Origin of the sequence: Streptomyces sp. NPDC050842, assembly GCF_044456565.1 — a bacterium.
GTDB lineage: Bacteria > Actinomycetota > Actinomycetes > Streptomycetales > Streptomycetaceae > Streptomyces.
In genome coordinates this window covers 796,276-820,786 of the sequence record NZ_JBITGA010000002.1, presented here as the reverse complement: position 1 = coordinate 820,786, position 24,511 = coordinate 796,276, and the positions used below count along the sequence as shown (strand labels likewise).

18 protein-coding genes are annotated in these 24,511 nt (G+C 72.2%); 4 read left to right on the top strand and 14 right to left on the bottom strand.

The window, feature by feature from the left end:
- The first annotated feature begins 33 nt into the window (after positions 1-33).
- A complete protein-coding gene (locus ACIBG6_RS08860) occupies positions 34-1,467 on the top strand; it encodes a chondroitinase-B domain-containing protein (RefSeq protein WP_399221874.1) in 1,434 nt (477 codons plus the stop codon).
- Positions 1,468-1,511: 44 nt separating this feature from the next.
- On the opposite strand, the gene ACIBG6_RS08855 is transcribed toward ACIBG6_RS08860, so the two are convergent.
- Both ACIBG6_RS08855 and ACIBG6_RS08850 read right to left on the bottom strand, forming a co-directional pair.
- Positions 1,512-2,498: a TIGR03564 family F420-dependent LLM class oxidoreductase gene (locus ACIBG6_RS08855; RefSeq protein WP_399221873.1), complete on the bottom strand. Its 987-nt coding sequence runs from the start codon at positions 2,496-2,498 to the stop codon at positions 1,512-1,514.
- 122 nt (positions 2,499-2,620) lie between these two features.
- Positions 2,621-4,195: a carbohydrate-binding protein gene (locus ACIBG6_RS08850; protein WP_399221872.1), complete on the bottom strand. Its 1,575-nt coding sequence runs from the start codon at positions 4,193-4,195 to the stop codon at positions 2,621-2,623.
- Between the two features lie 362 nt (positions 4,196-4,557).
- Here ACIBG6_RS08850 and ACIBG6_RS08845 point away from each other — a divergent pair, with 362 nt between their 5' ends.
- Positions 4,558-5,508 carry a LysR substrate-binding domain-containing protein gene (locus tag ACIBG6_RS08845; RefSeq protein WP_399221871.1) on the top strand — a complete coding sequence of 317 codons (951 nt, stop codon included), beginning with the start codon at positions 4,558-4,560 and terminating at the stop codon, positions 5,506-5,508.
- A 70-nt stretch (positions 5,509-5,578) separates the two neighbouring features.
- Positions 5,579-6,934, top strand: coding sequence for a carbohydrate-binding protein (locus ACIBG6_RS08840; RefSeq protein ID WP_399221870.1), 1,356 nt, complete (start codon positions 5,579-5,581; stop codon positions 6,932-6,934).
- Positions 6,935-7,011: 77 nt separating this feature from the next.
- On the opposite strand, the gene ACIBG6_RS08835 is transcribed toward ACIBG6_RS08840, so the two are convergent.
- The 4 genes from ACIBG6_RS08835 to ACIBG6_RS08820 form a co-directional block, all read right to left on the bottom strand.
- Positions 7,012-8,412 (bottom strand): GH1 family beta-glucosidase, encoded by a 1,401-nt coding sequence (locus ACIBG6_RS08835; RefSeq protein WP_399221869.1) that lies wholly within the window; start codon positions 8,410-8,412, stop codon positions 7,012-7,014.
- A gap of 60 nt (positions 8,413-8,472) precedes the next feature.
- Positions 8,473-9,402 (bottom strand): carbohydrate ABC transporter permease, encoded by a 930-nt coding sequence (locus tag ACIBG6_RS08830; protein ID WP_399221868.1) that lies wholly within the window; start codon positions 9,400-9,402, stop codon positions 8,473-8,475.
- Positions 9,399-10,376 (bottom strand): carbohydrate ABC transporter permease, encoded by a 978-nt coding sequence (locus tag ACIBG6_RS08825; protein ID WP_399221867.1) that lies wholly within the window; start codon positions 10,374-10,376, stop codon positions 9,399-9,401. Before ACIBG6_RS08825 ends, ACIBG6_RS08830 begins: the two co-directional genes overlap by 4 nt.
- A gap of 115 nt (positions 10,377-10,491) precedes the next feature.
- On the bottom strand, positions 10,492-11,802 hold the full coding sequence (locus ACIBG6_RS08820; protein WP_399221866.1) for an ABC transporter substrate-binding protein: 1,311 nt from the start codon (positions 11,800-11,802) through the stop codon (positions 10,492-10,494).
- A 263-nt stretch (positions 11,803-12,065) separates the two neighbouring features.
- Between ACIBG6_RS08820 and ACIBG6_RS08815 the strand changes: the two genes are divergently transcribed.
- Positions 12,066-14,900 carry a glycosyl hydrolase gene (locus tag ACIBG6_RS08815; protein ID WP_399221865.1) on the top strand — a complete coding sequence of 945 codons (2,835 nt, stop codon included), beginning with the start codon at positions 12,066-12,068 and terminating at the stop codon, positions 14,898-14,900.
- 65 nt (positions 14,901-14,965) lie between these two features.
- Here the strand turns inward: ACIBG6_RS08815 and ACIBG6_RS08810 are convergent, their stop codons facing one another.
- From ACIBG6_RS08810 to ACIBG6_RS08775, 8 genes are all read right to left on the bottom strand, one after another.
- On the bottom strand, positions 14,966-15,991 hold the full coding sequence (locus ACIBG6_RS08810) for a LacI family DNA-binding transcriptional regulator (RefSeq protein ID WP_399221864.1): 1,026 nt from the start codon (positions 15,989-15,991) through the stop codon (positions 14,966-14,968).
- A 137-nt stretch (positions 15,992-16,128) separates the two neighbouring features.
- The gene (locus ACIBG6_RS08805) at positions 16,129-17,493 is read right to left on the bottom strand and encodes an amidohydrolase family protein (protein ID WP_399221863.1); all 1,365 of its coding nucleotides are present in this window, start codon (positions 17,491-17,493) and stop codon (positions 16,129-16,131) included.
- A gap of 158 nt (positions 17,494-17,651) precedes the next feature.
- On the bottom strand, positions 17,652-18,395 hold the full coding sequence (locus tag ACIBG6_RS08800; protein WP_399221862.1) for a GntR family transcriptional regulator: 744 nt from the start codon (positions 18,393-18,395) through the stop codon (positions 17,652-17,654).
- 2 nt (positions 18,396-18,397) lie between these two features.
- Positions 18,398-19,393, bottom strand: coding sequence for a LacI family DNA-binding transcriptional regulator (locus ACIBG6_RS08795; protein ID WP_399221861.1), 996 nt, complete (start codon positions 19,391-19,393; stop codon positions 18,398-18,400).
- On the bottom strand, positions 19,390-21,195 hold the full coding sequence (locus tag ACIBG6_RS08790; RefSeq protein ID WP_399221860.1) for a glycoside hydrolase family 36 protein: 1,806 nt from the start codon (positions 21,193-21,195) through the stop codon (positions 19,390-19,392). The genes ACIBG6_RS08795 and ACIBG6_RS08790 overlap by 4 nt, the downstream gene beginning before the upstream one ends.
- Before the next feature lie 8 nt (positions 21,196-21,203).
- Positions 21,204-22,037 carry a carbohydrate ABC transporter permease gene (locus ACIBG6_RS08785; protein ID WP_399221859.1) on the bottom strand — a complete coding sequence of 278 codons (834 nt, stop codon included), beginning with the start codon at positions 22,035-22,037 and terminating at the stop codon, positions 21,204-21,206.
- Entirely contained in the window at positions 22,034-22,945 is a 912-nt protein-coding gene (locus ACIBG6_RS08780; RefSeq protein WP_399221858.1) for a carbohydrate ABC transporter permease, read from the bottom strand. The genes ACIBG6_RS08785 and ACIBG6_RS08780 overlap by 4 nt, the downstream gene beginning before the upstream one ends.
- A complete protein-coding gene (locus tag ACIBG6_RS08775; RefSeq protein WP_399221857.1) occupies positions 22,942-24,336 on the bottom strand; it encodes an ABC transporter substrate-binding protein in 1,395 nt (464 codons plus the stop codon). Before ACIBG6_RS08775 ends, ACIBG6_RS08780 begins: the two co-directional genes overlap by 4 nt.
- Between the last annotated feature and the right edge of the window lie 175 nt (positions 24,337-24,511).

Below are 24,511 nucleotides of genomic sequence, written 5' to 3'. Positions count from 1 at the left end.
CCGGGCGCCAACGGGTCCATCACAGGAGGCATCATGCGGCGTCGTACGTTTCTCAAGGGAGGCTTGCTGGGAGCGGCGGTCGCCGCGGTACCGCTCGAAACCCTCCTCGCGACCGGTGCCTCGGCCGCCACGGAGACCCGGGTCACCAGCCTGAGCGGCCTCCAGAGCGCGATCGACCGCGCGGCCGCCGGGGACCGGATCGTCGTCGCCAACGGCACGTACACCGTCCCGTCCGGTGGCGCGATCAGCGTCTCGGGAAGGAACGGCACGAGCAGCGCACCCATCACCATCGTCTCCGAGTCGCGCGGCGGCGCCGTGCTCCAGGGCGAGCGCAGCTTCGTCATCGGCAACTCCAGCAACATCGTCATCAGCGGCTTCGCCCTGCGGCAGAGCACCACCCTGGAGATCCCGGCGGACAGCCCACGCATCCGGCTGACCCGCAACGACTTCCGGTTCGCCGACATCAGCGGACTCGACTGGGTCGTCGTGCGCGGCGACGACGCCAAGATCGACCGGAACCACTTCCACGACAAGACCACCGAGGGCATCTTCGTCGTGGTCGACGGCCCCGGCACGGCCGCCATGGCCCAGCGCCTCCAGCTCTTCAAGAACCACTTCTCCGACCACAGCTACACCGGTGCCAACGGCGGCGAACCGATCCGCCTCGGCGTCAGCAGCCGCGCGCTGGCCGGAGCGGACGCGATCGTGGAGTACAACCTCTTCGAGCGGTGCGACGGCGACCCCGAAGCCGTCTCCGTGAAGTCCTCCGGCAACACGATCCGGTACAACACGATCCGCGACAGCCGCGGCGGCATCGTGCTGCGCCACGGCAACGGCTCCACGGTGGCGGGCAACCACATCCTCGACGGCATCGACGGCGTGCGCGTCTACGGAAACGACCATTTCGTCGTCAACAACTACCTCGCGGGCCTCTCGGGCCGGGCCCTCGTCATCGGCAGCGGCTCCACCCGCGACCACCACGAGGGCGAGACCACCGAGGAGCGGCGCGGCAACGACGCCTGCGACCGCGCGGTGATCGCGCACAACACCCTGCGCGGCAACAAGAGCACGCTCTCGGGCGAGACCCGGGACCACGCGCCCCAGGACGTGGTCATCGCCGACAACCTCCTGACCGGGGACGTCGGCAGCCTCGTCGCGATGGGCGCGACCACCCGTTTCACCTGGCAGAGCAACATCCTGTGGGGCGCCGCCGCCGACGGGAACCTGCCCGCCGCGGGCTACGTCCGCGTCGACCCGCGCCTCCAGCAGGGGACCGACGGCGTGTTCCGCCTCGCGGCGGGCAGCCCGGCGATCGGGGCGGCGACGCTGACGGGCGTGACCGTGGCCGAGGACCTCGACGGCCACGCCCGCGGTTCCGCCCGGGACATCGGCGCGGACCAGTACACGACCCTGGCCCCGGTCCGCCGCCCCCTGACGACCGCGGACGTGGGCCCTAACGCCTCCTGACGGAGGGGACGGACCGACGTACGAGGGGGTGATGCCGGAGGGCTTCACCCCTTCGCGTCGGACCCCTTCGCGTCGGAGCCACTCGTGGCGGACCCGCTCGTGTCGTGTGCCCTCGACAGCTCGCCGAGGAGTTTCCACGTACGGCCGCGGTCCGCGTCGCCGCCCAGGTGCGTCGCCGTGAACACCACCTCCGTCGCCCCCGCCTCGCGGTAGCGCCGCACCTCGGCGGCGACGGTCTCCTCGTCGCCGATCACCGCCAGGTCGGCGGCGCGCGTGCCGCCGGAGCGTGCGATGACCCGCTGGTAGGAGGGGATCCCGTCGAAGAGCGAGAGGGCTTCCACCGCTTCCGCCCGTACGGCGTCGGTGTCTGCGGTGACGACGCCGGGGACGATGGCCACGATCCGGGGCGCCGGCCTGCCGGCAGCGGCGGCGGCGGCGGTGACGGCGGGGACGATGTCCTCGGCGAGCGCGCGCGGCCCGGCCAGGAACGGCAGGATGCCGTCGGCGAGTTCACCGCTGACCCGCAGGGCCTGCGGCCCCATGGCGGCGACGAGGAGCGGTACCGGCGGCTGGGCCCCGGGCACGGCCGCCGGCCACGGTGTCGTGGCCGTGAGGAGCTCGCCGTGGAAGTCCGCGGAGCCCGTCTCGACCAGGCCGCGCAGCGCGGTGAGGAACTCCCGGAGCAGCCGGACGGGCCGCTCGTACGGAATGCCGAACGCGTCCTCGGTCAGGTGCTTGGTGCCGAGGGCGAGCCCGAGGTGGTAGCGCCCGCCGGTGGCGGCCTGCGCGGTCTGCGCCTGACTGGAGACGATCAGCGGGTGGCGGCCGAAGACGGGTATCGCGGAGGTCCCGACCTGCAGTCCGGGCACCTCGCGCCCGACGATCGCGGCGAGCGAGGGGGAGTCGTACGCGAAGGACTGGCCGAACCACGCCGAGTGCAGTCCGGCGTCGCGGGCCTCCCGCGCGAGGAGCACGGTTTCGTCGATCGGGAGCTGGCGGGTGGTCGTGCTGAGGACTACTCCGATGGTCATGTCAGGGCCAACAGGCCTGTCTCACAAGGGAATTCCCGCTCCCGTACGACATTCGTGTGTCGGCTCTGTGAACGGCGTACGGGAGCAGGGACCTTGGCGGGACGGTCGGTCGCGGCGGTCGGCTACAGGGTGACGGCCTTGCCGCCGAGGGTCACGGCGAGACGGCCGTCCGTGGCGTACGACCAGCTCAGGGCGCCGGAGTACGCCGAGCACCGGGAGCCGTTCGTACCGGACCAGAACTGGTTGGAGCCGTCGGCGTCCCCGATGGTCCGGTCGTTCGTGCCACTGGCGCTCCGGCACGAGGTGTTGTTCCGGAAGACCGAAGTGCCCGCGTCGAACGAGTAGTTGCGCTGGGCGTTGTCCACGCTGAGGTTGTTCGACACCGTCATCGTGCCCGGGTTGCTGTTGTACGTGAAGCCGTGCTTGCCGTTGCGGTAGGCGATGCTGCGCCGGACGACGTGATCGACGGCGATGTCCTCACCGCCCAGCTTGTAGCCGTTGCGGTCGCCGCTGGCGTTCTGGGTGCCGTCGGAGAGGGTGCCGTTCTCGTAGGCGAGGGAGTCCTCGATGGTGACGGTCCCGATGGGTCCGGTGTCGGTCTTGGTGTAGAGGTCCCAGCCGTCGTCGATGTTGTGGTGGGCGACGGCGTAGCGGAAGACGTTCCCCGGGCCGACCGTGAGCTTCGCCGCGAAGCCGTCGGCGTCCTCGCCGTCGGAGTCGGCGTTGTCGTGCGACTCGGCGCTCAGGACGAGGTTGTTCGACGGCCACTGGCTCTGGGGCGTGGTGGACGCGATCCGGGAGAGCTGGAGCCCCGAGTCGCGGTTGAAGCGCGTCACGGTCCGCTCGATGACGTTGTGGCTGCCGCCGACGAAGATGCCGTTGTCCCCGGCCCGTTCGACGACGAGGCCGCTGACGTGCCAGTAGGAACCGTTCACGGCGAGCCCGCGGTTCGCGGGGTCCTCGGTCATGGCCGAGAAGTTCAGCACCGGCCTCTCGCCGGGGTAGGCGGAGAGCTTCGTGCGGGCGGCGGCCGTGCCGTTCTGGCCGGCGGGGATGGTGACCGTCCGGGAGTGGTTGTACGTGCCGCCGCGGAGGTAGATCGTGCCTCCGGACGTGACGCGCGCGATCGCCGAGCCCAGCGTGGTCGGGGCCGAGACGGTGCCGGCGGCGCCGTCCGTGCCGTTCGGTGCCACGTAGAGCGCGCTGCCCGACGGCGGTGTGGTGGTGCCGGCCGTCTCGACGTCGAGCCGGTCGATGTTCGGCAGGCCGGCGGCGCCGGTCGGGTCGAACCGGACCGTGTTGGCCCCCGCGCCGACCGGCACGGTGAACGTCTTCGTCGCCCAGGTCGTCCACGCGCCCGTCGCCTCGTACGAGGACGTCGAGACCGCCGATCCGTTCACGGTGAGGGCCGCGGGCCGTGCGGTGGTGGTGCCGTTGGCGAAGCGGAAGGTGAGCGTGGCGGTGCCCGCGGCCGGGGCGTTCACGGTGAACTGCGCGTAGGCGCCGGCCGCGTTGGTGCCGTTGCAGAATCCGGTGCCGGTGAAACCGGCCCAGTCGGAGTCGATCGTGCCGGTGCAGACCGCGGGCGAGGCCTCCGCCTCGTAGGTGGTGGTCGCGGCCTGCGCCGTCGTGCCTGACAGGGCGACGAGCGTGCCTGCCAGCAGGCTGACGCACGCGATGACGGGTCCCGTTCGCATCGTTGCTCTCCAGTGTGAGGGGCGTGTGAGGGACTTTCATGGGCGGGAAGCACGGGTCAGAAAGCGCTTTCCGTGGGACGCTAGAGGTCTGCCGTGGACGCGTCAATAGATGTGTATGTGATTGCAGTTCATGAATATGAACGATGGTTAAGGTCCTGGCGGGACGGTGCACGGCGCCGCGTACGGTGAACGGATGATCAGGACACCAGAGGCGTTCGCGCGGACCACCGTCGAGCGCGAGGGCGAGCCCGGGACGGCGTGGCTCGCCGACCACCCCGCGGCGCTGCTCACCGAACCCGCCTGAGGCGCCCGCGTCCGTCGCTGGTCTGGACCTATCGGGGGCGGGGCGTCAAGCTCTCGGTATGGACTTGGAGTTGAGGCACCTCAAGGCGATCAGGGCCATCGCGGACGCGGGCAGTCTCACGCGCGCCGCCACCGCGCTCGGTCTCGCGCAGCCCGCGCTCAGTGCCCAGCTCAAGCGGATCGAACGAGCCCTGGGCGGCGCGCTGTTCGAGCGGGGACGGGAGGGGGTGCGGACCACGGCGCTCGGGGACCTGGTCCTCGACCGCGCCCGGGTCGTCCTGCCCGCCGTGTGCGAGTTGCAGGAGGAGGCGGTGCGGTTCGCCCGGGAGGGCGCCGGCGGCTACCGGCTCGGCGGCACCCACGGCCCGCTCCTCGGGGGCCTCGTGGACCGGCTCGCCCGCACCGAGCCCGGCTCGCCGGTGACCACGCACACCTCCTGGTCGGAGCGGGAGATCGCCCGCGGGGTCACCGCGGGACGGCTGGACTTCGCCCTGGTCGGCGTCTGCGGCGAAAGCGCGCCGCCCGAGGCGGGACGGCTCGCCTGGACGGAGGTGGCCCGCGACCCGGTGTACGTGATGCTGGCCGCCGACCACCCGCTGGCGTCCCGTACCGAACTCGACCTGGCCGAACTGGCGGTGGAGGCCTGGACCGACGTCCCCGGCGACGGCTGCTTCGGCGACTGCTTCGCCGCCGCTTGCGTCCGCGCGGGCTTCACCCCGGCCTGCGTGTACGAGACGGACACCGCCTCCTGCGTGCACCTGGTCCAGGTGGGGCGGGCCGTCGGCCTCTGCCGGGCCACCTTCCCCGCGACACCGGGCATCGTGACCCGCCCCCTGTCCGGCGCCCCGCTCGTCTGGCGGCACCTCCTCGGCTGGCACCCCGAAGGGCGCGCGGCCGGTCGGGCCGCGACCGTCCTCCACCACACCCGGGCCGCCCACGCGGAGGCGCTCGCCCACAGTGCGGGCCGGGCCGGTGCCCCTGGGCATAACGCCGTGGCAGGGGCCGACTGACAACTCCCGCCGCCCCCTTCGGGATCCCTACGGTTTCGGCAGATCCCCCACCGAACCGAGGAGACACCCCATGCTCCGACGACACGCCCGCGCGGCGTGTACCGCGCTGGTCGCCGCCGGGATGGCGCTGGCCGGCCTCCAGGCCGGGACCGCCACCGCGGCCCCGGACGGAAACCCGACCGGGAAGACCGCCGCCCGGACCCTCGCCGCCGACGCCGCCCAGCCCGAACTCCTCGCCGCCATGCAGCGCGACCTGGGACTCACCCGCCCCCAGGCCCTGACCAGGCTCGCCAACGAGGCCGAGGCCGGTGCCACCGCCGCCCGGATCCGCCAGGGCATCGGCGGCGCCTTCGCCGGGGCCTGGGTGGACGGGGCGGAGTCCGGCACCCTGACCGTGGCCACCACCCGCGCCGCCGACGCCGCCGCGATACGCGCCACCGGCGCGAACGCCCGGCTCGTCCCGCACAGCCTGACCGCACTGGAGCGGGCCAAGCAGGCCCTGGACCGGGCCGCCACCGCCGAGGCGCCCGTCCGGTACGTCGACGTGCGCGCCAATGTCCTCGTCGTCGAGGAGACCCGGGCCGGCGCCGGGGCGCGACTCGTCGACGCCACCGGAGTCCCGCGCGACCTCGTACGGGTCGTGAGGACCGACCGGGCACCCCGCCCGCTGTACGACATCCGCGGCGGCGACGCGTACTACATGGGGGGCGGCGGCCGCTGCTCCGTCGGCTTCGCGGTGACCCGCGGCACGACCCAGGGGTTCGCCACGGCCGGACACTGCGGCCGCGCGGGCACCACGACGAGCGGCTTCAACCAGGTGGCCCAGGGCAGCTTCCAGGGCTCGGTCTTCCCCGGCAACGACATGGCCTGGGTGGCCGCCAACACCAACTGGACCGCCACCCCGTACGTCAAGGGCTCCGGCGGCGCGAACGTCCAGGTGACCGGGTCGGTCCTCCAGCCCGTCGGCGCGTCCGTCTGCCGCTCCGGCTCGACCACCGGCTGGCACTGCGGCACGATCCAGCAGCACAACACCAGCGTCACCTACCCGGAGGGCACGATCTCCGGCGTGACCCGCACGACGGTCTGCGCCGAGCCCGGCGACTCCGGAGGCTCGTACATCTCCGGCAGCCAGGCCCAGGGCGTCACCTCGGGCGGCTCGGGCAACTGCTCCAGCGGCGGCACGACCTTCTTCCAGCCGCTGAACCCGCTGCTGCAGAATTACGGCCTGACCCTGAAGACCACCGGGACCGACCCGGGCCCCGGGCCCGGCGAACCGCAGCCGGGCGGCACCTGGGCGGCGGGCAAGGTCTACGCGGCCGGTGACACGGTCACGTACGGCGGAGCGACCTACCGCTGCCTCCAGGGCCACCAGGCCCAGACCGGGTGGGAACCGCCGAACGTCCCCGCCCTGTGGCAGCGCCAGTGACCCACTGACCCACACCGGGCGGTGACCGGGGGTGCCGCGGCCCCGAGGGGGGTGCCACGGCACCCCCCTCGGCGTTCTCAGCCGCCGAGGCCGCCCCGGGCGATCACGTCCGCGTACCAGCGGGCGCTGTCCTTCAGCGTCCGGCGCTGCGTGGCGAAGTCCACGTGCACGATGCCGAACCGCTTGCTGTAGCCGTACGCCCACTCGAAGTTGTCGAGGAGCGACCACAGGAAGTAGCCCCGCACGTCCGCCCCGTCCGCGAGGGCGCGGTGCACCGCCGCCAGGTGCGCGTGCAGATAGGCCACCCGCTCGGGGTCCTTCACGTTCCCCGACGGGTCGGCGTAGTCGTCGTACGCCGCGCCGTTCTCCGTCACCACCAGGGGGACGCCCGGCAGTTCGTCCCGCAGCCGGACCAGGAGCTCGTACAGCCCGTCCGCGTCCACCGGCCAGTCCATGGCCGTGCGCGGCCCGGGAGCCGGCTCGAACCGTACGTGCCGCTCGGCGCCCGCCCACGGCGAGGGGGACTCGGAGCTCCCCGCCGCGACGACGGCGGGGGAGTAGTAGTTGATGCCCAGCGAGTCGATCGGCGCGGCCGTCGTCGCCAGGTCCCCGTCCTCGACGAAGGACCAGTCCGTGATCCCGGCCGTGTCGCGGACCAGGTCCTCGGGGAGCCGGCCGTGGAAGACCGGGTCGAGGAAGATCCGGTTGCCGACGGCGTCGATCCGGCGGGCCGCGTCCCTGTCCTCGGGCGACTCCGAAAGGGCCCGCACCGCATGCAGGTTGAGCGTCAGCGACACCTCCGCTGAGGCGGGCAGCGCCCCGCGCAGCACCCGCGCCGCCAGACCGTGGGCCAGGTTGAGGTGGTGAGCGGCGCGCAGCGAGGCGAGGGCGTCGGTGCGCCCCGGGGCGTGCACGCCGTTGCCGTAGCCGAGGAAGGCGGCGCACCAGGGCTCGTTGAGCGTCGTCCAGGTCGCCACCCGGTCGCCGAGGGCCTCCGCCATGACGCCCGCGTACTCGGCGAAGCGGTACGCGGTCTCCCGGGCCGGCCAGCCGCCCGCGTCCTCCAGTTCCTGGGGCAGGTCCCAGTGGTAGAGCGTCGCCACGGGCCGGATGCCGGCCTCCAGGAGACCGTCGACGAGCCGCCGGTAGAAGTCGAGCCCCTTGGTGTTGACCGGCCCTCGACCGGTGGGCACCACCCGGGGCCAGGCGACGGAGAAGCGGTAGTCGGTGACGCCGAGCCGCCGCAGGAGGGCGATGTCCTCGTCGAGCCGGTGGTAGTGGTCGGCGGCGATGTCACCGGTGTCGCCGTTGCGCACCGTGCCGGGGATGCGGCTGAAGGTGTCCCAGACGGACGGCGTGCGGCCGTCCTCGGCTGCGGCACCCTCGATCTGGTACGCCGCCGTGGCGGTGCCCCAGCGGAAACCCTGCGGGAACCGGAGAGCGGTCTGGCTGTCGGGGCGAGCGTCGAGCGCGGTCATGAGGTGGGAACTCCCGGTGGTGAGAGGTCTGTTGGCGAGGAGTGTCGAATGGGGGAGGGGTCAGCCCTTGACCGCGCCCTGCATGATGCCGCCGACGATCTGCCGGCCGAGCAGGCCGAAGACCAGCAGCACGGGCAGGGTGCCGAGCAGCGTGCCCGCCATGATCACGGACTGGTCGTGGACGTAGCCGCCGCCGAGCTGGCGCAGCGCGACCTGGACCGTCGGCTCGGAGGAGGTGAGGGCGACGATCGGCCAGAAGAAGTCGTTCCACGCGGCCATGAAGGTCAGCAGCCCGAGCACCGCCATGCCGGGCCGGGCGATCGGCACCACGATCGACCAGAAGATCCGGGCGGTGGACGCGCCGTCGACCCGGGCCGCCTCGATCAGCTCGTCCGGCAGCGTCTGGACCAGGTACTGCCGCATGAAGAACACGCCGAACGCGGAGACGAGGCCCGGCAGGATCACCGACTGGAGCTGGTTCACCCACCCGAGCTCGGCGATCATCATGAAGAGCGGGATCACGCCGAGCTGGGGCGGGATCATCATGGTGCCCACGGTGAGCGCGAGCAGCGCACCCCGGCCGCGGAACCGGAGCTTGGCGAAGGCGAAGCCGGCGAGGGTGCAGCAGAGCACGGTGCCGAGGGTGATGGAACCGGAGACGATGAGGGAGTTCAGCAACGCCTTGCCGATGTCCGCCTCTTCGAGCACGGCCTCGAAGTTGCGGATCAGGTGCGGGCCGGGCACCAGGGACGGCGGGACCTGCGCCAGATCGGCGTTGGAACGGCTCGCCGCGACGAGGGTCCAGTAGAACGGGAACGCCGAGACCAGGACGGCGACGATCAGGATCGCGTAGGCGACGGGCCCCGCGTGCAGGGTGCGGCCCGCCCGCGAGGGGCGGCTGCGCCGGGGCCGGGGCCGGGGCATTGGGGCGGCCGGGGCGTCGCGCCGCGCCGGAACGGGCGGGATCTCGGTGGTGCTCGGCGCGGTCATCGGCCGGCCTCCTTGCGGGAACGGCGGCGCGCTATCAGGGCGTTGACCCCGACCAGCACCACGATGAGCAGGAACATCACCCAGGCGATGGCGGCGGCCCGGCCCAGGTGGAAGAAGCCCCAGCCCTGCTCGTACATGTAGAGACCGAGCGTCTGGTACTGGTGCGAGATGCCGCCCGAGATAGACCCTTCGAGCAGCAGGGGCTCCCCGAACAGCTGGGTCGCGCCGATGGTGGAGACGACGACGGTGAAGACGATGGTGGGCCGCAGCCCGGGCAGTGTGACGTGGAGGAACTGGCGCCAGCGCGAGGCGCCGTCCATCGCGGCCGCCTCGTACAGCTCGTCGGGGATCGACTGCATGCCGGCCAGGTAGATCAGCGCGTTGTAGCCGGTCCAGCGCCAGACGACGACGGTCGAGACGGCGATCTGTGAGGCGACCGTCCCGGTCTGCCAGTCCACGGGAGCGATGCCGACGACGCCGAGGACGTAGTTGATCAGACCGAAGTCGCGCCCGAAGAGCTGGGCGAAGACGAGGGTGGCGGCGGCGACCGAGGTCGCGTACGGCAGCAGGATCGCGGTCCGCAGGAAAGTGCGGCCGCGCATCCGGTAGTTGAGGAGATGCGCGAGCCCGAGGGCCATGACGAGCTGCGGCACGGTGGAGAGCACACCGATGGTGAAGGTGTTGCGCAGCGCGGTCCAGAAGAACTCGTCGCCGAGCAGCGCGGTGTAGTTGCCGAGCCCCCGCCACTCCATGTCGCCGGGCGTCTGGAGCTCGACCCGGTACAGCGAGACGTAGGCCGTGTAGACCAGCGGGAAGACGCCGAAGGCGGCGAACAGGGTGAAGAACGGGGCGATGTAGGCGTACGGCGAGGCCTTCCGCCAGGCCCGCCGGACGGCCGGTTCCCGCCGGGGCGCGGGGAGGGACTTCGGCGGTGCCGACGCCGGCGGCGGTGTCGCGGGTGCGGTGAGGGTCACGGTGCGGCCCTTCGGGAGGAGTCGAGACGGGTGTACGGCGGGGGCGGGGGCGAACGGGGAACGCGGGGCCGGACGGGCGTACGCGGGGGAGCGGGCCGCCCGTCCGGCACCGGGATCAGCCGAGGGTGTTCGCGACACCCTTCCGCGCGTTCTCCCACGCCTTCGCGGGCGCGGTGCCCTTGCGCTCGACCTCGCTCAGCGCGTTGGTGATCTGCTGGGCGATGTTCTGGTCGTGCACACCGAGGACCTGCACGGGGGCCGCCTTGGCCGCGTCACCGAAGATCCGGCCGATCGGCGCGTTCGAGAAGTACGGGTCCGTGGCGGCGGCGACCTTCTCGATCGCGCCGGTGGAGGAGGGGAAGTTGCCCTGCTTCTCGAAGAGCCTGGTCTGCTGCTCGGGGGCGGTGAGCCACTTGATCAGCTCGTACGCCTCCTTCTTGTGCTGCGCGGCCTTCGGCACGGCGAGGTAGGAGCCGCCCCAGTTGCCGGCGCCGCCGGGGAGCGCCGCGACGTCCCACTTGCCCTTGCCGCTCTCGCCGGCCTGGCCCTTGATGTAGCCGAGCATCCAGGCGGGGCAGGGGATCGTGGCGAAGGAACCGGCGGCGAAGGCCTGGTTCCACTGCGGGGACCACTGGTCGAGCTCGGCGCTCAGCCCGCCCTCGGCGGCCTGGACGGAGTGGTCCCAGGCGGCGCGCAGGGCGGGGTTGTCCTCCCAGATCAGCTTCCCGGAGGCGTCGTAGTACCGCTCCTCCTCCTGCCCGATCATGATCGAGTAGAGGCTGCCGATGCTGTCGAGCCAGGCGCTCTTGCCCGGGGCCTTCGCCTTGTACTGCTTCCCGAGCGCCAGATAGCCGTCCCACGTGGACCACCGCTTGGCGAGCTCCTCGCGGTCGGTCGGCAGCCCGGCCTTCGCGAAGAGGTCCTTGCGGTAGCACATCGCCTCGGGGCCGACATCCGTGCCGAGCCCGAGCACCTCGCCGTTCTTCCCGGTGGCCGCCGCCCACTTCGCCTCGGCGAACTGCCCCTTGAGGCCGTCGGCCCCGTACTTCTTCAGGTCCTCGAACTTGTCGGCCTGCTGCTGCGTGACGGAGGCGATCCGGCCCACCTCGATGCCCTGGACGTCCGCGAGCCCGCCGCCGCCGGCGAGCCGGGTCTGGAGGGACTTCCAGTAGTCGGCCTCGTCCTCCGTGTCCGTCTGCTTGATCGTGACGCCGGGGTGGAGCTTCTCGTACTCGGCGTACAGCCCGGCTTCCTTGTAGCCGAAGGAGCCGAAGAGGTCGACGGTGATCGTGACCTCTCCGCCCGCGCCGTCCGTGGCCGCCCCGTCCGACGAACCTCCGCAGGCGGCGAGCAGCGCCCCGCTGAGGACGACCGCGCCGAGGCGGACGGCGACGGTGGTGGATCTGGCGGCTCGGTCGATGGGCATGGGGGCCTCCCTTGGCTCCGGGGCGAGCGAGAGAACTGGTTGAGAGCGCTCTCAAGAATGCGGTTGGAGCGTGCCTGCGCTCCGGGTGTCCCGTCAAGACTTGAAGGCGTAACGGCTTGGACTCGGGCCCAACTGCCGTCCGTGTCCCCTCTCTTGACACCCAGGTTTCGAGAGTTTTACGTTTTCGGCCATTCGGTGCGCTTGAGAGCGCTCTCGAAGGCCGTCCGTGCTCGATCCGTCGTGACGACATGAGGTGCCCGTTCATGCCAGCCCCCCGCACCAGGCTCACCCCCCGCACCAGGCTCACTCCCCGCAGCCGTCCATCCCCCCGCAGCCGACCGGTCGCCGTACTGGCCCTGGTCTCCGCCCTCGCCGCCCTGGGACTCGGCCCCGCCGCCGGCCCCGCGGCCGCCGCCACCGTCCCGGTGGGCGCCGGCAGCTATTCCGACACCCGCCCCGCCGGTACCTCCGGCCCCACCACCAACACCGGCGCACCGGTCACCCCCAAGGTCACCGCCGCCGCCCAGGGCAAGCCGGTGCCCACCAACGACTGGTGGTCCTCCCTCGCCTTCCAGCGCTACGGGGACAACCCGTACTCCACCCCCATGTACGGCCATCCGCTCACCTACCAGGCGACCGCCGGCGGCCTGGACATCGGCTACCCGACCAGCGCCGCCGTCGTGGGCGACGGCCGCCAGTACGAGTACGCCCACAAGCGCGACCTGACCCTCGGCCTCACCGGGCTCAACTCGCCTGACACCAAGGCCGACGCCTGGTCCGACTGGACGGTCACCCCCTACTGGTCCGACGGCGCGCGCACCCTGCGCACGACCATCGGCCACGGCATGCCCTTCGTGTACGCCAAGGGCACGGGCGGCGACGCCCGCATCACCACCGCCACCGCACCCACCGTCTTCGCCGACCAGGGCAACGTCCTCGGCATCACCGTCGCGGGCCACCACTACGCCCTCTTCTCGCCCACCGGCACCGACTGGAACGTGTCCGGCTCCACCATCACCGCCGGCCTCGGCGGCAAGGACTACTTCTCCGTCGCCGTGCTGCCCTCCACCGACGCGCTCGCGACCTACCGGAAGTACGCGTACAGCTTCGTCACCGGATCCACGGTGAACTGGAGCTACGACGCGGGCACGGTCAGGGCCACCTACAGCCTCACCACCGAGGCGAAGGAGGGCGCCGAGCGCGGCTCCCTCCAGGCGCTCTACCGGCACCAGTGGCTGCACACCACCGACCCGCTGACCCCGTACACGTACGTCTCGCCCCGCGGCACCATGAAGGTCCGGGAGTCGGCCTCCTTCACCACCACTCAGAAGGCGGCCGCCACCCTGCCCGGCCTCCCGGGCGGCGCGGGCGTGGACACGGCCCGGCTGCGCGGCTACCTGAACGAGGTCGCGAACTCCTCCGACCCGTTCTCCGGCGCCGTCGACACGTACTGGACGGGCAAGGCCCTCGGCAAGCTCGCCCAGCTGGTGCCGCTCGCCGACCAGATCGGCGAGGGCGCGATCCGCGACAAACTGCTCGGGCTCATGAAGGGCCGCCTCCAGGACTGGTTCACGGCCGGCGGAGCGAGCGAGTTCTCCTACGACCAGGCATGGAAGACCCTCACGGGCTATCCGGCCTCCTACGGCAGCGACACCGAACTCAACGACCACCACTTCCACTACGGCTACTACGTGTACGCGGCCGCGATCGTCGCCCAGTACGACCCGGCCTGGGCCGCCGACTCCGCCTGGGGCTCCATGGTGAAGACCCTGGTCCGCGACACCGCCAACCCCAGCCGCACCGACGGCGCCTACCCCTTCCTGCGCGGCTTCGACGTCTACGCCGGGCACAGCTGGGCCAGCGGCCACCAGGGCTTCGCCGCCGGAAACAACCAGGAGTCGTCCTCGGAGTCGACCAACCTCAGTGCGGCGCTCGTCCTGTGGGGCTCGGCGACCGGTGACACCGCGCTGCGCGACCTCGGCACGTACCTCCTCACCACGGAGGGCGAGGCCATCGCCCAGTACTGGTTCGACGCCGACCAGCAGGTCTTCCCCGCGGGCTTCCAGCACGACACGGCCGGCATGGTGTGGGGCAGCGGCGCCGCCTACTCGACCTGGTGGACCGCCAACCCCGAGGAGATCCACGGCATCAACGTCCTCCCCGTGACCGGCGGTTCACTCCACCTCGGCGGACACAAGGACGCCGTCCGGCGCAACATCGCCGAGCTGGAGCGCGAGAACGGCGGACCCGCCGTCGAATGGCGCGACATCCTCTGGGAGTTCCAGTCCTTCGCCGACCCGGCCGCCGCGAAGGCCAAGTGGGACGCGGGCCACGCCGGATACACCCCGGAGGCGGGGGAGTCCAAGGCCCACACCTACCACTGGCTCACCACCCTCGACACGCTCGGCGCCCCCGACGCCTCCGTCACCGGGTCGCTGCCCACCTCGGCCGTCTTCACCAAGGGCACGACGCGGACGTACGTGGCCCACAACCACGGCTCGACCGCCCGCACGGTCACCTTCTCCGACGGCAAGTCCTTGTCCGTGCCCGCGCGTTCCACCGCCACGGGCAACGGCACGGGCGGAGGCACGGACCCCGACCCGGAGCCGGAGCCCGGCACCGGGAACACCTTCCAGCTCCGCACCGGCGGCACGCTCACCACGGCCACCGGCGCCACGGCGGGCAGCGACACCGTCCTCTCGGCCCAGGGCGGCAACCACGACGGCACCCCGAACCGTCCGGTCGTCTACGAGGTCAAGGGCGTCAACGGCACGCTCAAGGCGGGCGGTTCCACCGCCTTCCGCCTCCAGCTCGACGCCGGTACGTCCGTCGGCCTGGGCCAGCAGGCCCGTATCAGCTACGACCTCACCGGCGACGGCACCTTCGAACGAACGGAGACGTACCACTACTTCGCGACCGACCCGGTGACCGGCTGGGAGGAGTACGCCCAGTCCCGCGGCCTCAAGTCCGCCACCGGAACGCTCGGCAACCTGAACGGCGGGACGGTCCGCCTCGAGGTGTGGAGCGCGATAGGGAACGGCGACGCGCGCGTCCAGACCGGCACGGACCGGTCCGTGGTCGTCATCCCGTACGACTGACCCGACACCCCCACAGGAGCGGCGGGCCCGGAGACACCTCCGGGCCCGCCGCTCCGCGCGTTCCCTCAGGCCGAGTCGCGGCGCACCAGCGACGTCGGGGTGATCACGGAGCCGGGAGCCGCGCCGCCGGGCCCGTCGAGCAGCCGCATCAGCAGCTTGACCATCAACCGGCCCATGCCCTCGATGTCCTGACGGACCGTCGTCAGAGCCGGCGTGGTCCGGTCGACCACCGAGGCCATGTCGTCGAAGCCGACGACCGCCACGTCCTCGGGGACCCGCACCCCGCGCTCCCGCAGGGTGCGCAGCGCACCCGTCGCCATCAGGTCGTTCGCGACGAAGACACCGTCGACGTCCGGCCGCCGGTCGAGGAGCTCGGCCATCGCGCGGGCGCCGCTCTCCTCGGTGAAGGAGCCCTGGCACAGGAGGTCCGGATCGGCGTCGGGAAGGACGTCGTGGTAGCCGTGGAGCCGATCGACCGCGGACGTCTGGTCCCGGGGCCCGGCGATGTGGGCGACGGCCCGGCGGCCCAGGCCGACGAGATGCCCCACGGCCTCCCGGGCGCCGCCGCGGTTGTCGCAGTCGACGAACGGCACGGCCGGGTCGGTGCCGGGGGCGGGGCGCCCGCCGAACACCACCGGGATCCGGGCCCGGTCGATGAGGGCGGGCAGCGCGTCGTCGCTGTGCAGGGAGAACGCCAGCGCCCCGTCGACGTGCCCGCCGCCCAGATAGCGCGCGATCCGCTCGTGGTCGCCCGGACCCTCCACCCACAGCAGCACCAGCTGGGCGTCGTACGCCGTCAACTCCCGGCTGATACCGCGCACCTGCTGCTCGAAGAACGGATCGGAGAAGATCCGGAACTCCGGCTCCTCGATGATCACGGCCACCGCGCCGTTGCGCCGCGTGACCAGGGTGCGCGCCGCGTGGTTCGGCACGTAGCCGAGCTCCTCGACCGCCTGGTTCACCTTGTCGACCAGCGGAGCGCGGACGCCCGCACCCCCGTTGACGACGCGGGAGGCCGTGGCGCGGGACACACCGGCGCGTGCGGCGACGGCTTCCAGCGTGGGGCGGGACCCCGTGGTCTGATCGGGCAAGGCGGTCGCTCCTCGTCTGCGTCTGCTGAGCTGCGGTCCGACGCCGACCAGGATATCTGTACCGCTCAGGTGTTGAGAGCGCTCCCAAGACGAATGTCCCGCGCTGACCACCGCTCTCGCCGTACCGCCCCCTGGGGTCAGGCGAGGAACTCGCCGTTGCGGGCCACCACGGCTCCGCCGTGCACGACCATGTCCCGCTGGGGCATGTCCACGACCACCTGCGGCAGGCATTCGCCCCGTACGAGGACGAAGTCGGCCGGGGCGCCGGGCGTGAGGTCGGCGTGCGCCAGGCCCATGACGTCCGCGCCGCCGTGGGCAGCGACGCGGTAGCAGTCCTCCAGCTCCTCGTCGAGGCGGACGTCCCGCACCCACCCGAGGAGCTGCGCGCGGTGCAGCATGTCCGCGTTGCCGAAGGGGCTCCACGAGTCGCGCACGCCGTCGGAGCCGAGCCCGACCCGCACGCCGTGCTCGCGCAGCCGGGCGATCGGCAGCACCAGCGAGTCGGAGGGCGCCACCGTGGTGAGGGCGATGTCCTGGGCGCCGAGGTCGGTGGCGAGTGAGCCGAGTTCGCGGTCCGACAGGCCCGGCAGGCAGAAGACGTGGCTGACGGTGACCTTGCCGGCGAGCGACAGGGCCCGCGTGCGGTCGATGATGCCGCGCATCGCCTTGAGGCCCTTCTCGCCCTGGTCGTGGAGGTGGATGTCCACGCCGACGCCGTGGCGGTCCGCGATGCCGAAGACGACGTCGAGCTGTGCGTCGAGGGCCTGGTCGAAGCCGATCGGGTCGATGCCGCCGATCATGTCGATGGTGCCCTCGCGCGCCGCCCGCTCAAGGAGTGCCGCCGTGCCCGGCGTACGGATGACGCCGTGCTGCGGGAAGGCCACGATCTGGACGTCGAGCGAGTGGCGCAGCCGCTCACGGGCCTCCGCCACACCCTCCACGCCGGCCAGGCCGTAGGCCGGGGCGACATCGGCGTGGGCGCGCATCGCCCGCGTACCCCGGGTGACGGCGTGGGACATCAGCCCGTACGCGCGTTCCGCGACGGGGCGGCGCTGGGCCTTGAACAGCTCGACGTCCTGGGCGACGTAGTCGGCGATGCCGCTCGCGGGGCGCCGCGACACCCAGGAGCCGCCCCAGGTCGTCTTGTCGGGGTGGATGTGCGCGTCCACGAGCGAGGGCAGCGCGATCCGGCCGCCGCCCTCGACGACCTTCGCGCCACGCGGCGCAGGGCCGTTCGCGATGCGGCCGTCGACGACCACCAGGTCGGTGGCCTTCGCCGCGCCGAACGGGCGGACGTTCCGGAAGACCACGGCCTTGGCATGGCGGCCCGCGGCGCCGGACACGGCGGCCTCGGAGTGCGACGGGGTCGCGGCGTGGGCGGAGGACGAGGGGGCGGCCATCGCGGCCGTCGTACCAGCCAGGGCGGCGGCACCGGCGAGCATCGTGCGCCGGGAGAGGGCGGCAGGGGTGGAGGAGAACGGCGGGGTGCCTTCGACACGCATGGGAGCTCCTTGGGGAGAGGGCCGATGGGCTCCCTATTTTTGTATACCAAGCGAACGGCGCCGGACAAGGGCGTGATCGAGAGACGACGAAATCCGCACGTCACGACACTCGTGCGCGTCGGCGAGGTGGGGTTGAATCCGTCTTGGTATACAAATACTCAGGCGTCGCCGAAGAGGGAACGCAGCGCGACGGCCCTGCTGTCCCGTACGTGCAGCAGCGTGCTCGCCGCCGCGGCCTCCGCGTCCCCGGCGGCGATGTGCCGGAACATCTCGGCGTGCTGGGCCCGCATGTGCGCGGGCTCCTCGCGCAGGCCGAACAACAGCCTCAGCTGCCAGCTGAGCTGCTCCATGGTGCGGGCGAGCAGCGGATTGCCCGCCAGTTCCACGATGCCCTCGTGGAACGCCGTGTGGGCGGCCACCTCGCGCGTCCCCTCGCCCGCCGCCGCCGCCGACTCGGCCTGCCGGAGCGTCGCCTCCAGCGCGGCGAGCTTCTCCGTACGGCCCTCGGCGCGGCCCTCGGTACGGCTCTCCGGACGTTCCTTGGTGCGGCCCCCGGTCAGGGCACGCGCCGCGAGCCGCGACGCCTGCACCGCGAGCGGCTCCCAGACCTCGTACAAATGCTCCACGTCGACGCGTTCGAGGCGCCGCACCCGCACCCCGCTGTGCGGGAGCAGTTCGAGGAGGCCCTCGGCGACGAGGGCGCGCAGCGCCTCGCGCACGGGGACGCGGGACATGCCGAGCTCTTCGGCGACCTCCCGCTCGACGAGCCGAGCGCCCTGCGCGTACCGCCGGTCGACGATGCGCTGCAGCACGGCCTCACGAGCCCGCGCGCTGAGCGAAGTCGCTCCGGCCCTGCCGGTCTCCGTCACTGGCCGAGTCCCTTTCCGTTCGGCGCCCGCCACCCCTACGGGGCCGCGGGGCCCGTCGAGGCGCGGATGACGAGCTCCGGGTCGAAGAGGAGCTCGCCCGTGGGGACCTCGCGGTTGCTGACCAGGGCCAGGACGCTGCGCCCCACCTCCAGGGCGAGACGGTCGGCGGGCTGGCGGACCGTGGTCAGGGCCGGATCGGTGAACTCGGTGACCGTCGACCCGTCGTAACCCACCACCGACACGTCACCCGGCACGGACAGACCCTGGCGGCGGATCCCGCGCACGGCGCCCAGGGCCATGAAGTCGCTGGCCGCGACGATCCCGGTGGCGCCGAGGCCGACGAGGGCCGAGGCCGCGGCCTGCCCGCCCTCCACGCTGTAGGACTGGCGGACGACCCAGTCCTCCGCGCCGTCGATGCCGCGCCGGCCCATGGCCTCGACGAAGCCCCGCACCCGCCGGTCGGCGGGCCGGTTCCCCGCCGGGCCCGATGCCATGCCGATGCGCCGGTGGCCCAGGCGGTGGAGGTGGTCCACGGCCAGTTCGGCGGCGAGCGCGTCGTCGGTGGAGAAGACCGGGGCCGGCACGCCGTCCGCGAACTCGCCGTTGATCCCGACGTACGGGACGCGGCGCTGCCGCAGCAGTTCGTAGCCGTCCGTGTCCGCGCCTTCCACCGTGTTGGACGCGGAGAGGAAGACGACGGCCGCGACGCCCTTGTCGACGAGCGAGGTGAGGAAGTCCAACTCCTGCACTCCGCCGGGGAAGACGGGGCAGAGCACCGTCTTGAGGCCGTGCGGGGCGAGCGCCGATTCGATCCGCTCGGCGACGTCGGCGAAGAACGGGTTGGAGACGAACTCCGTCACCACCGCGACCAGTTGCCCCTGCGTGACCCGCTCGTAGCCGAGCTCGGCCATCGCCTGCTCGACCGCCTCCCGGGTCTTCTTCGACACGCCCTGCCGCCGGTTGATCACCCGGCTGACGGTGGCCTCGCTGACCTGTGCGTGGGCTGCGACGTCGGTGATGCCGACCTTCATCGCGGTCCTTCCGTGAGTACGAGCGAAACCAGACCGCCACGCGGGACGGCCAGGGAGCGGGGCCCCTCCGGCAGGTGCGACAGCGGATCATTCATCATACGGCCGTCCGGCCCGTGGACCCGGGCGGCCACCCGGCCGCCGCCGCCGGTGACCTCCACCATCAGCCGGTCCCGGTCCGAGCCGTTGACGAGGTGGAAGCCGCGGTACGCGGCGAAGTCGAGCTCCACCACCCGGTCGCCGTGCACGCTCACCAGGCACTCCTCGCCGCGCGCCGCCACCACCAGCGGGTACAGCTCGTCCGGCCGGCCGGGCTCCACGTCCCCGTCGAGCAGCAGCTCCCGGTGCAGGAGCCAGCGCCCGAGCCAGAACCGTACGGTCGCCAGGTGCTCCGGCGGCACCTCGTCCAGGCGTACGGAGAGCTGCGGGACCGCGTGCAGCGCTCCGATCAGCTGGCGGGCCACCGTCTCGACCGGCGCGGAGCGGGACCACATCACCATGTCGGAGTGGACGGCTCCGCCCACCGCGAGCAGCGACGTGTCGAGGGTCCGCACCCGGTTGGCGGTCGCGTCCGCCGGGCAGTCGTAGGAGCGCAGCATGTTCCCGAACGGCGTCATGCCCGGCCCGACGTACGGCTGGCGCAGTTCGAGCAGCAGCTCGGGCCGTACGGCCTCCAGGGCCCGGCGCACCTCGGTGAGCAGCACGGTCATCGCCCGGCCGACGTCCCCGGCGCCGTCGCCCGCGTAGACCGCCGCCTCGTCGAGGAAGTCCAGCTTGAGGCCGTCGACGCCGTACTCGCGCACGAGGGAGACGCACAGATCGACGACGTGCCGGCGCACGTCGGGGCGGCGCGGGTCGAGCACGGAGGCGCCCGGCACGGTGGCCGGGACGGGCGCCGCGGACGCCCAGTGGTCGTGGCAGTCGGCCTCCGGACCGAGCAGCAGCGGCGCCACCCAGAGCAGATAGCGCAGCCCTCGGTCGCGCACCCGGGCCACATGGCCGGCGAGGTCGGGGAACTTGGCGGGGTCCGGTTCCCAGTCCCCGCAGCCGGCGTAGCCCCGGCCGTTGCCGAACCGCTGCCAGCCGTCGTCCAGGATGAGGACCCCGCAGCCCAGCGCGGCGGCCGGTCCCGCCTGCGCCTCGACGGCCTCGGCGGTGACGTCCTGGTTGAAGGCGTACCAGGTGGAGTACACCGGGAGGCGGGCCGTGTCCGGCAACGGCATCGGCGGGTGGGCGGCGGCGAACCAGGTACGCAGCGGTCGCAGGGCGGCGGCGACGGACGGCGCGCGCGGGGCGAGCAGCAGTCGGTGCGGCTCCGCGGCGGCCGGGAGGCTCAGATGGACGACGTGGGTGTCGTTCTCCTCCGAGACGCCGAAGCGGACCGTGGCCTCGGGGACCGGGTCGGCCGCGGCGAAGGCGAGCAGGGTGGCGCCGGAGTGCTCGTACAGACAGCCGACGGCGGGGCCGGAGATCAGGCTGACCCGGCTGAGCCCCTCCCAGTCGGCCACGAGCGTGCGCCGCCAGCCGCCCTCCGGCTGCCAGTACCCGGCCGCGTCGCCGAGCGGCACCGAGAGACGGATCTCCACGGGCACCCCGTCGGCCCGGACGGACAGCATCCGCAGCCCGTCCGGGAGGGATGCCAGTTCCCATGCGGGACGCACGCCGGGGTGGCCGGGGGAGAGGACGGCGATCGACACGTCGTCGAGCAACGGCTCGACGGGGGCGGGGGCCGCGTGCGCGGTGGTCACCACGGCGGGGGCGCGTTCAGGCTGCCGTGTCTGTGCGGTCTGCTGCTGTTGCGTCATCGGGGTGCTCATTCCTTCACCGCGCCCGCGAGGAGCCCGGACACGAAGTGGCGCTGGAGTGCGAGGAAGACGATCGCCATCGGTACGGCGGCGATGGCGGTGCCGGCGAGGATGGCGCCGTAGTCGGTCTCGTCCAGTCCCTGGAGGGAGGCGAGCGCGACCGGGATGGTGAACGTGCTGTCGTCGCGCAGCACGATCAGCGGCCAGATGAAGTCGTTCCACTGGTACAGGAAGAGGAACAGGGCGAGGGCCGCGAGGGCCGGGCGCATCGGGGGCAGGGCGACCCGCCAGAACAGCCGGAACTCCCCGCAGCCGTCCATCCGGCCCGAGTCGAGCAGCTCCTTCGGCAGCGCGGCCATCGACTGGCGCATCAGGAAGATGCCGAAGGGCAGGGCCAGGTTGGGGGCGATGACGGCCTGGTAGGTGTTGAGCCAGTGCAGTTCGGCCATCATCTTGAACAGCGGGACGAGCGTGATCTGCGCGGGCACGACGAGGCCGAGCATGAGGAGGCCGAACAGCGCCTCGCGGCCGCGGAACCGGTAGGTGGCGAAGCCGTATCCGGCGAAGGTGCACACCACCCCCGCGAGGAGCGTGTAGACGACCGATATGCCGAGGGAGTTGAGCACGACCCGGCCGAAGTCGGCGGTCTCCTGGAGGGTGGCGAGGTTCTCCCGGAGGTGCCCGCCGGGCAGCAGGGGCGGCGGACTGTCGAAGATCTCCTGTGAGCTGTGGGTGGCGCCGACGGCCAGCCAGTAGAAGGGGACCGCGACGGCGGCCAGGGCGATGGCGAGCCCGGAGGTGAGCAGGATGCTCCGGCCGGGATGGCGGCTGCGGGCGGTCACGACTTCTCCCCGAGGAGGCGGAACTGGATCAGGCCGAGGACTCCGACGAGGACCGTGAGGGCGTACGCGACGGCGGAGGCGTAGCCGAAGTCGAAGTACTTGAAGGCGTTCTGGTAGAGGTACACGCCGATCGTCAGGGTCGCGTTGTCGGGCCCGCCGCCGGTGAGGACGTACGGTTCGTCGAAGAGCTGGAGCGTGCCGATCGTGGACAGGACCGTCGTGAGGAGCAGCGCGGGCCGCAGCCCGGGCAGCGTGACGTGACGGAAGGCGCTCAGCGCCCCGGCCCCGTCGACGGCGGCCGCGTCGTAGAGCTCGGCCGGGATCGTCTGGAGCCTGGCGAGCAGGATCACGGCGTTGTAGCCGGTGTAGTGCCAGGTCAGCGCGAGGCCCAGGGAGATGCGGGCCCACAGCCCCTCGGTCAGCCAGGGCACCGGGTCCATGCCGACGAGGCCGAACAGCCAGTTGACGAGCCCGTACTCCTCGTTGAGGAGGACGGAGAAGACGATGCCGTACGCGACGAGCCCCGTGACCATCGGCAGGAAGAAGCCGAGCCGGAAGACGGGCCGGCCGCGCAGCAGGGTGGAGTCGAGGGCGACCGCGAGCCCGGTGGCGAGCGCCAGCATCAGCGGCACCTGGACGACGAGGATCACCCCGGTGTTGCGCAGCGCGGTCCAGAACAGCGGGTCGTCGGCGAGACGTGCGTAGTTATCGGCACCCACGAACGTCTCGGTACCGCCCACCGTGCGGTGCAGGCTGAGGAGGAACGACCAGCCGATGGGGTAGAGCTTGAACGCGGCGAAGAGCAGCACCGCGGGCAGCACGAAGAGGTACGGGGCGGCCGTGCCCCACCGCCCGCGCCGACGCGCGGCGGGGCGGGGCGCGACGGCGGCGGGCGCGCTCGGAGTCATCGCACGTTCTTCCTGCCGGTCTGGCGGGCCAGCTCGCTCGCCGCCTCGCCGAGGACCTTCGCCGGGTCGGCGCCCTTGAGCAGTACCTTCGACTGCGCGTCGGTGACGAGCTTCAGGGCGCGGGCGTAGTCGGCCGTGTAGTTCACGGCGGAGCCGGGCGCCTTGAGGGCGTCGAGGAAGATCTCGCCCTTGCGCTGCCCGCTGAAGAAGGCGGACGGCTCGTGGAAGACGGAGTCGTCGTACGCCTTGAGGAGCGCGGGCGCGATGCCCTTGCCCCGGTAGATCCGCACCTGGGACGCGGGGCGGGTCAGCGCGAACTCGACGAAGGACCAGGCCGCCGCCTGCTGCTTGCTGCTGCCGGCGATCGCGAGGTGGGTGGAGTTCACGGTGGCCGCGGTGGGGCCGCCACGGCGGACGGCCGGGGGCAGCCGGACCTTCCACTTGCCCGCCTCGCCGGGCACCTGCTCCTCGATGATCCCGCCGAACCAGGTGGGCCAGGGGAGTACGGCGGCGGTGCCCCGCTTGAGGGAGCTCATCAGGGCGTTCCAGCCGCCGGCCAGATTGCTCACGAGCCCGGCGTCGTTCATGGTCTTGATGAGGGTCATCGCCCGGACGGCCTCCGGGGAGTCCAGCGTGATGCGGCCTTCCAGGTCGAAGTAGAAGGCGCCCTGGAGCTGGAGCAGCATCTGGAAGAAGTTGGCGGCGTCGGGCTGCGAGGCCGGCTTGTCGATGCCGAGGAGATGGACGCCCGTACGCGCCTTGAGCCGCTTGCCGGCCTCGATCGTCTCGTCCCAGGTCTGGAGCGCGCCGACGTCGACCCCGGCCTTCTCGAAGAGGTCGGCCCGGTAGTAGAACCCCGCCGAATTGGCCTCCCAGGGGAGGGCGTTGACGCGCTTGCCGTCGGGGGAGACGGTCTGCCAGAGGCCGGAGGCGAAGGCGCCCTTGTGGGCGGGTGCGCCCAGCGGGGCGAGGTCGGCGAGGCCTCCGGGGAAGCGCTCGACGTACCCGGGCAGATAGTCGACGCCGATGTGCAGGACGTCGGCGAGGCCCTGGCCGCCGGCGGCGAGACCGGCCGTGATCTTGTCCCAGATCGCGGGGTTGCCGATGTCCTCGACGGTCACCTGGATGTCCGGGTACGTCTTGTTGAACTCCGGTATCAGCGACTTGAGTTGTGCCGCCGGGCCCTGCCAGGACCAGACCGTGATCTTTCCCTTGCGTGGATCCCCGGCGGCGCCCGAACCGCCCGCTCCGGTGTCTCCGCTGCCCGAGCAGCCGGTGAGCGTCGTCAGGCCGGTGAGGCCGAGCCCGCCCAGTCCGGCCGCCGCCAGGGCGCTGCCGCCGCGCAGTACCTGCCGGCGCCCCGGCTGTCTTCCACTTTGCTGGTCCGTCATGCCGGATCCCCTCGCTCGCACCGTTGCGGAACTTGACGGGGCCGGACATTACAAGGGTGATCACTCGACTTGCAATGCTTCGGTGAAAACTTTCAGTTCAGTCAACGTTCGATCTGTGTCAGGACCATTGCAATGCGTCAGCTGCTGTTGCTAGCGTGCCGCGCGCCCAGCCCCC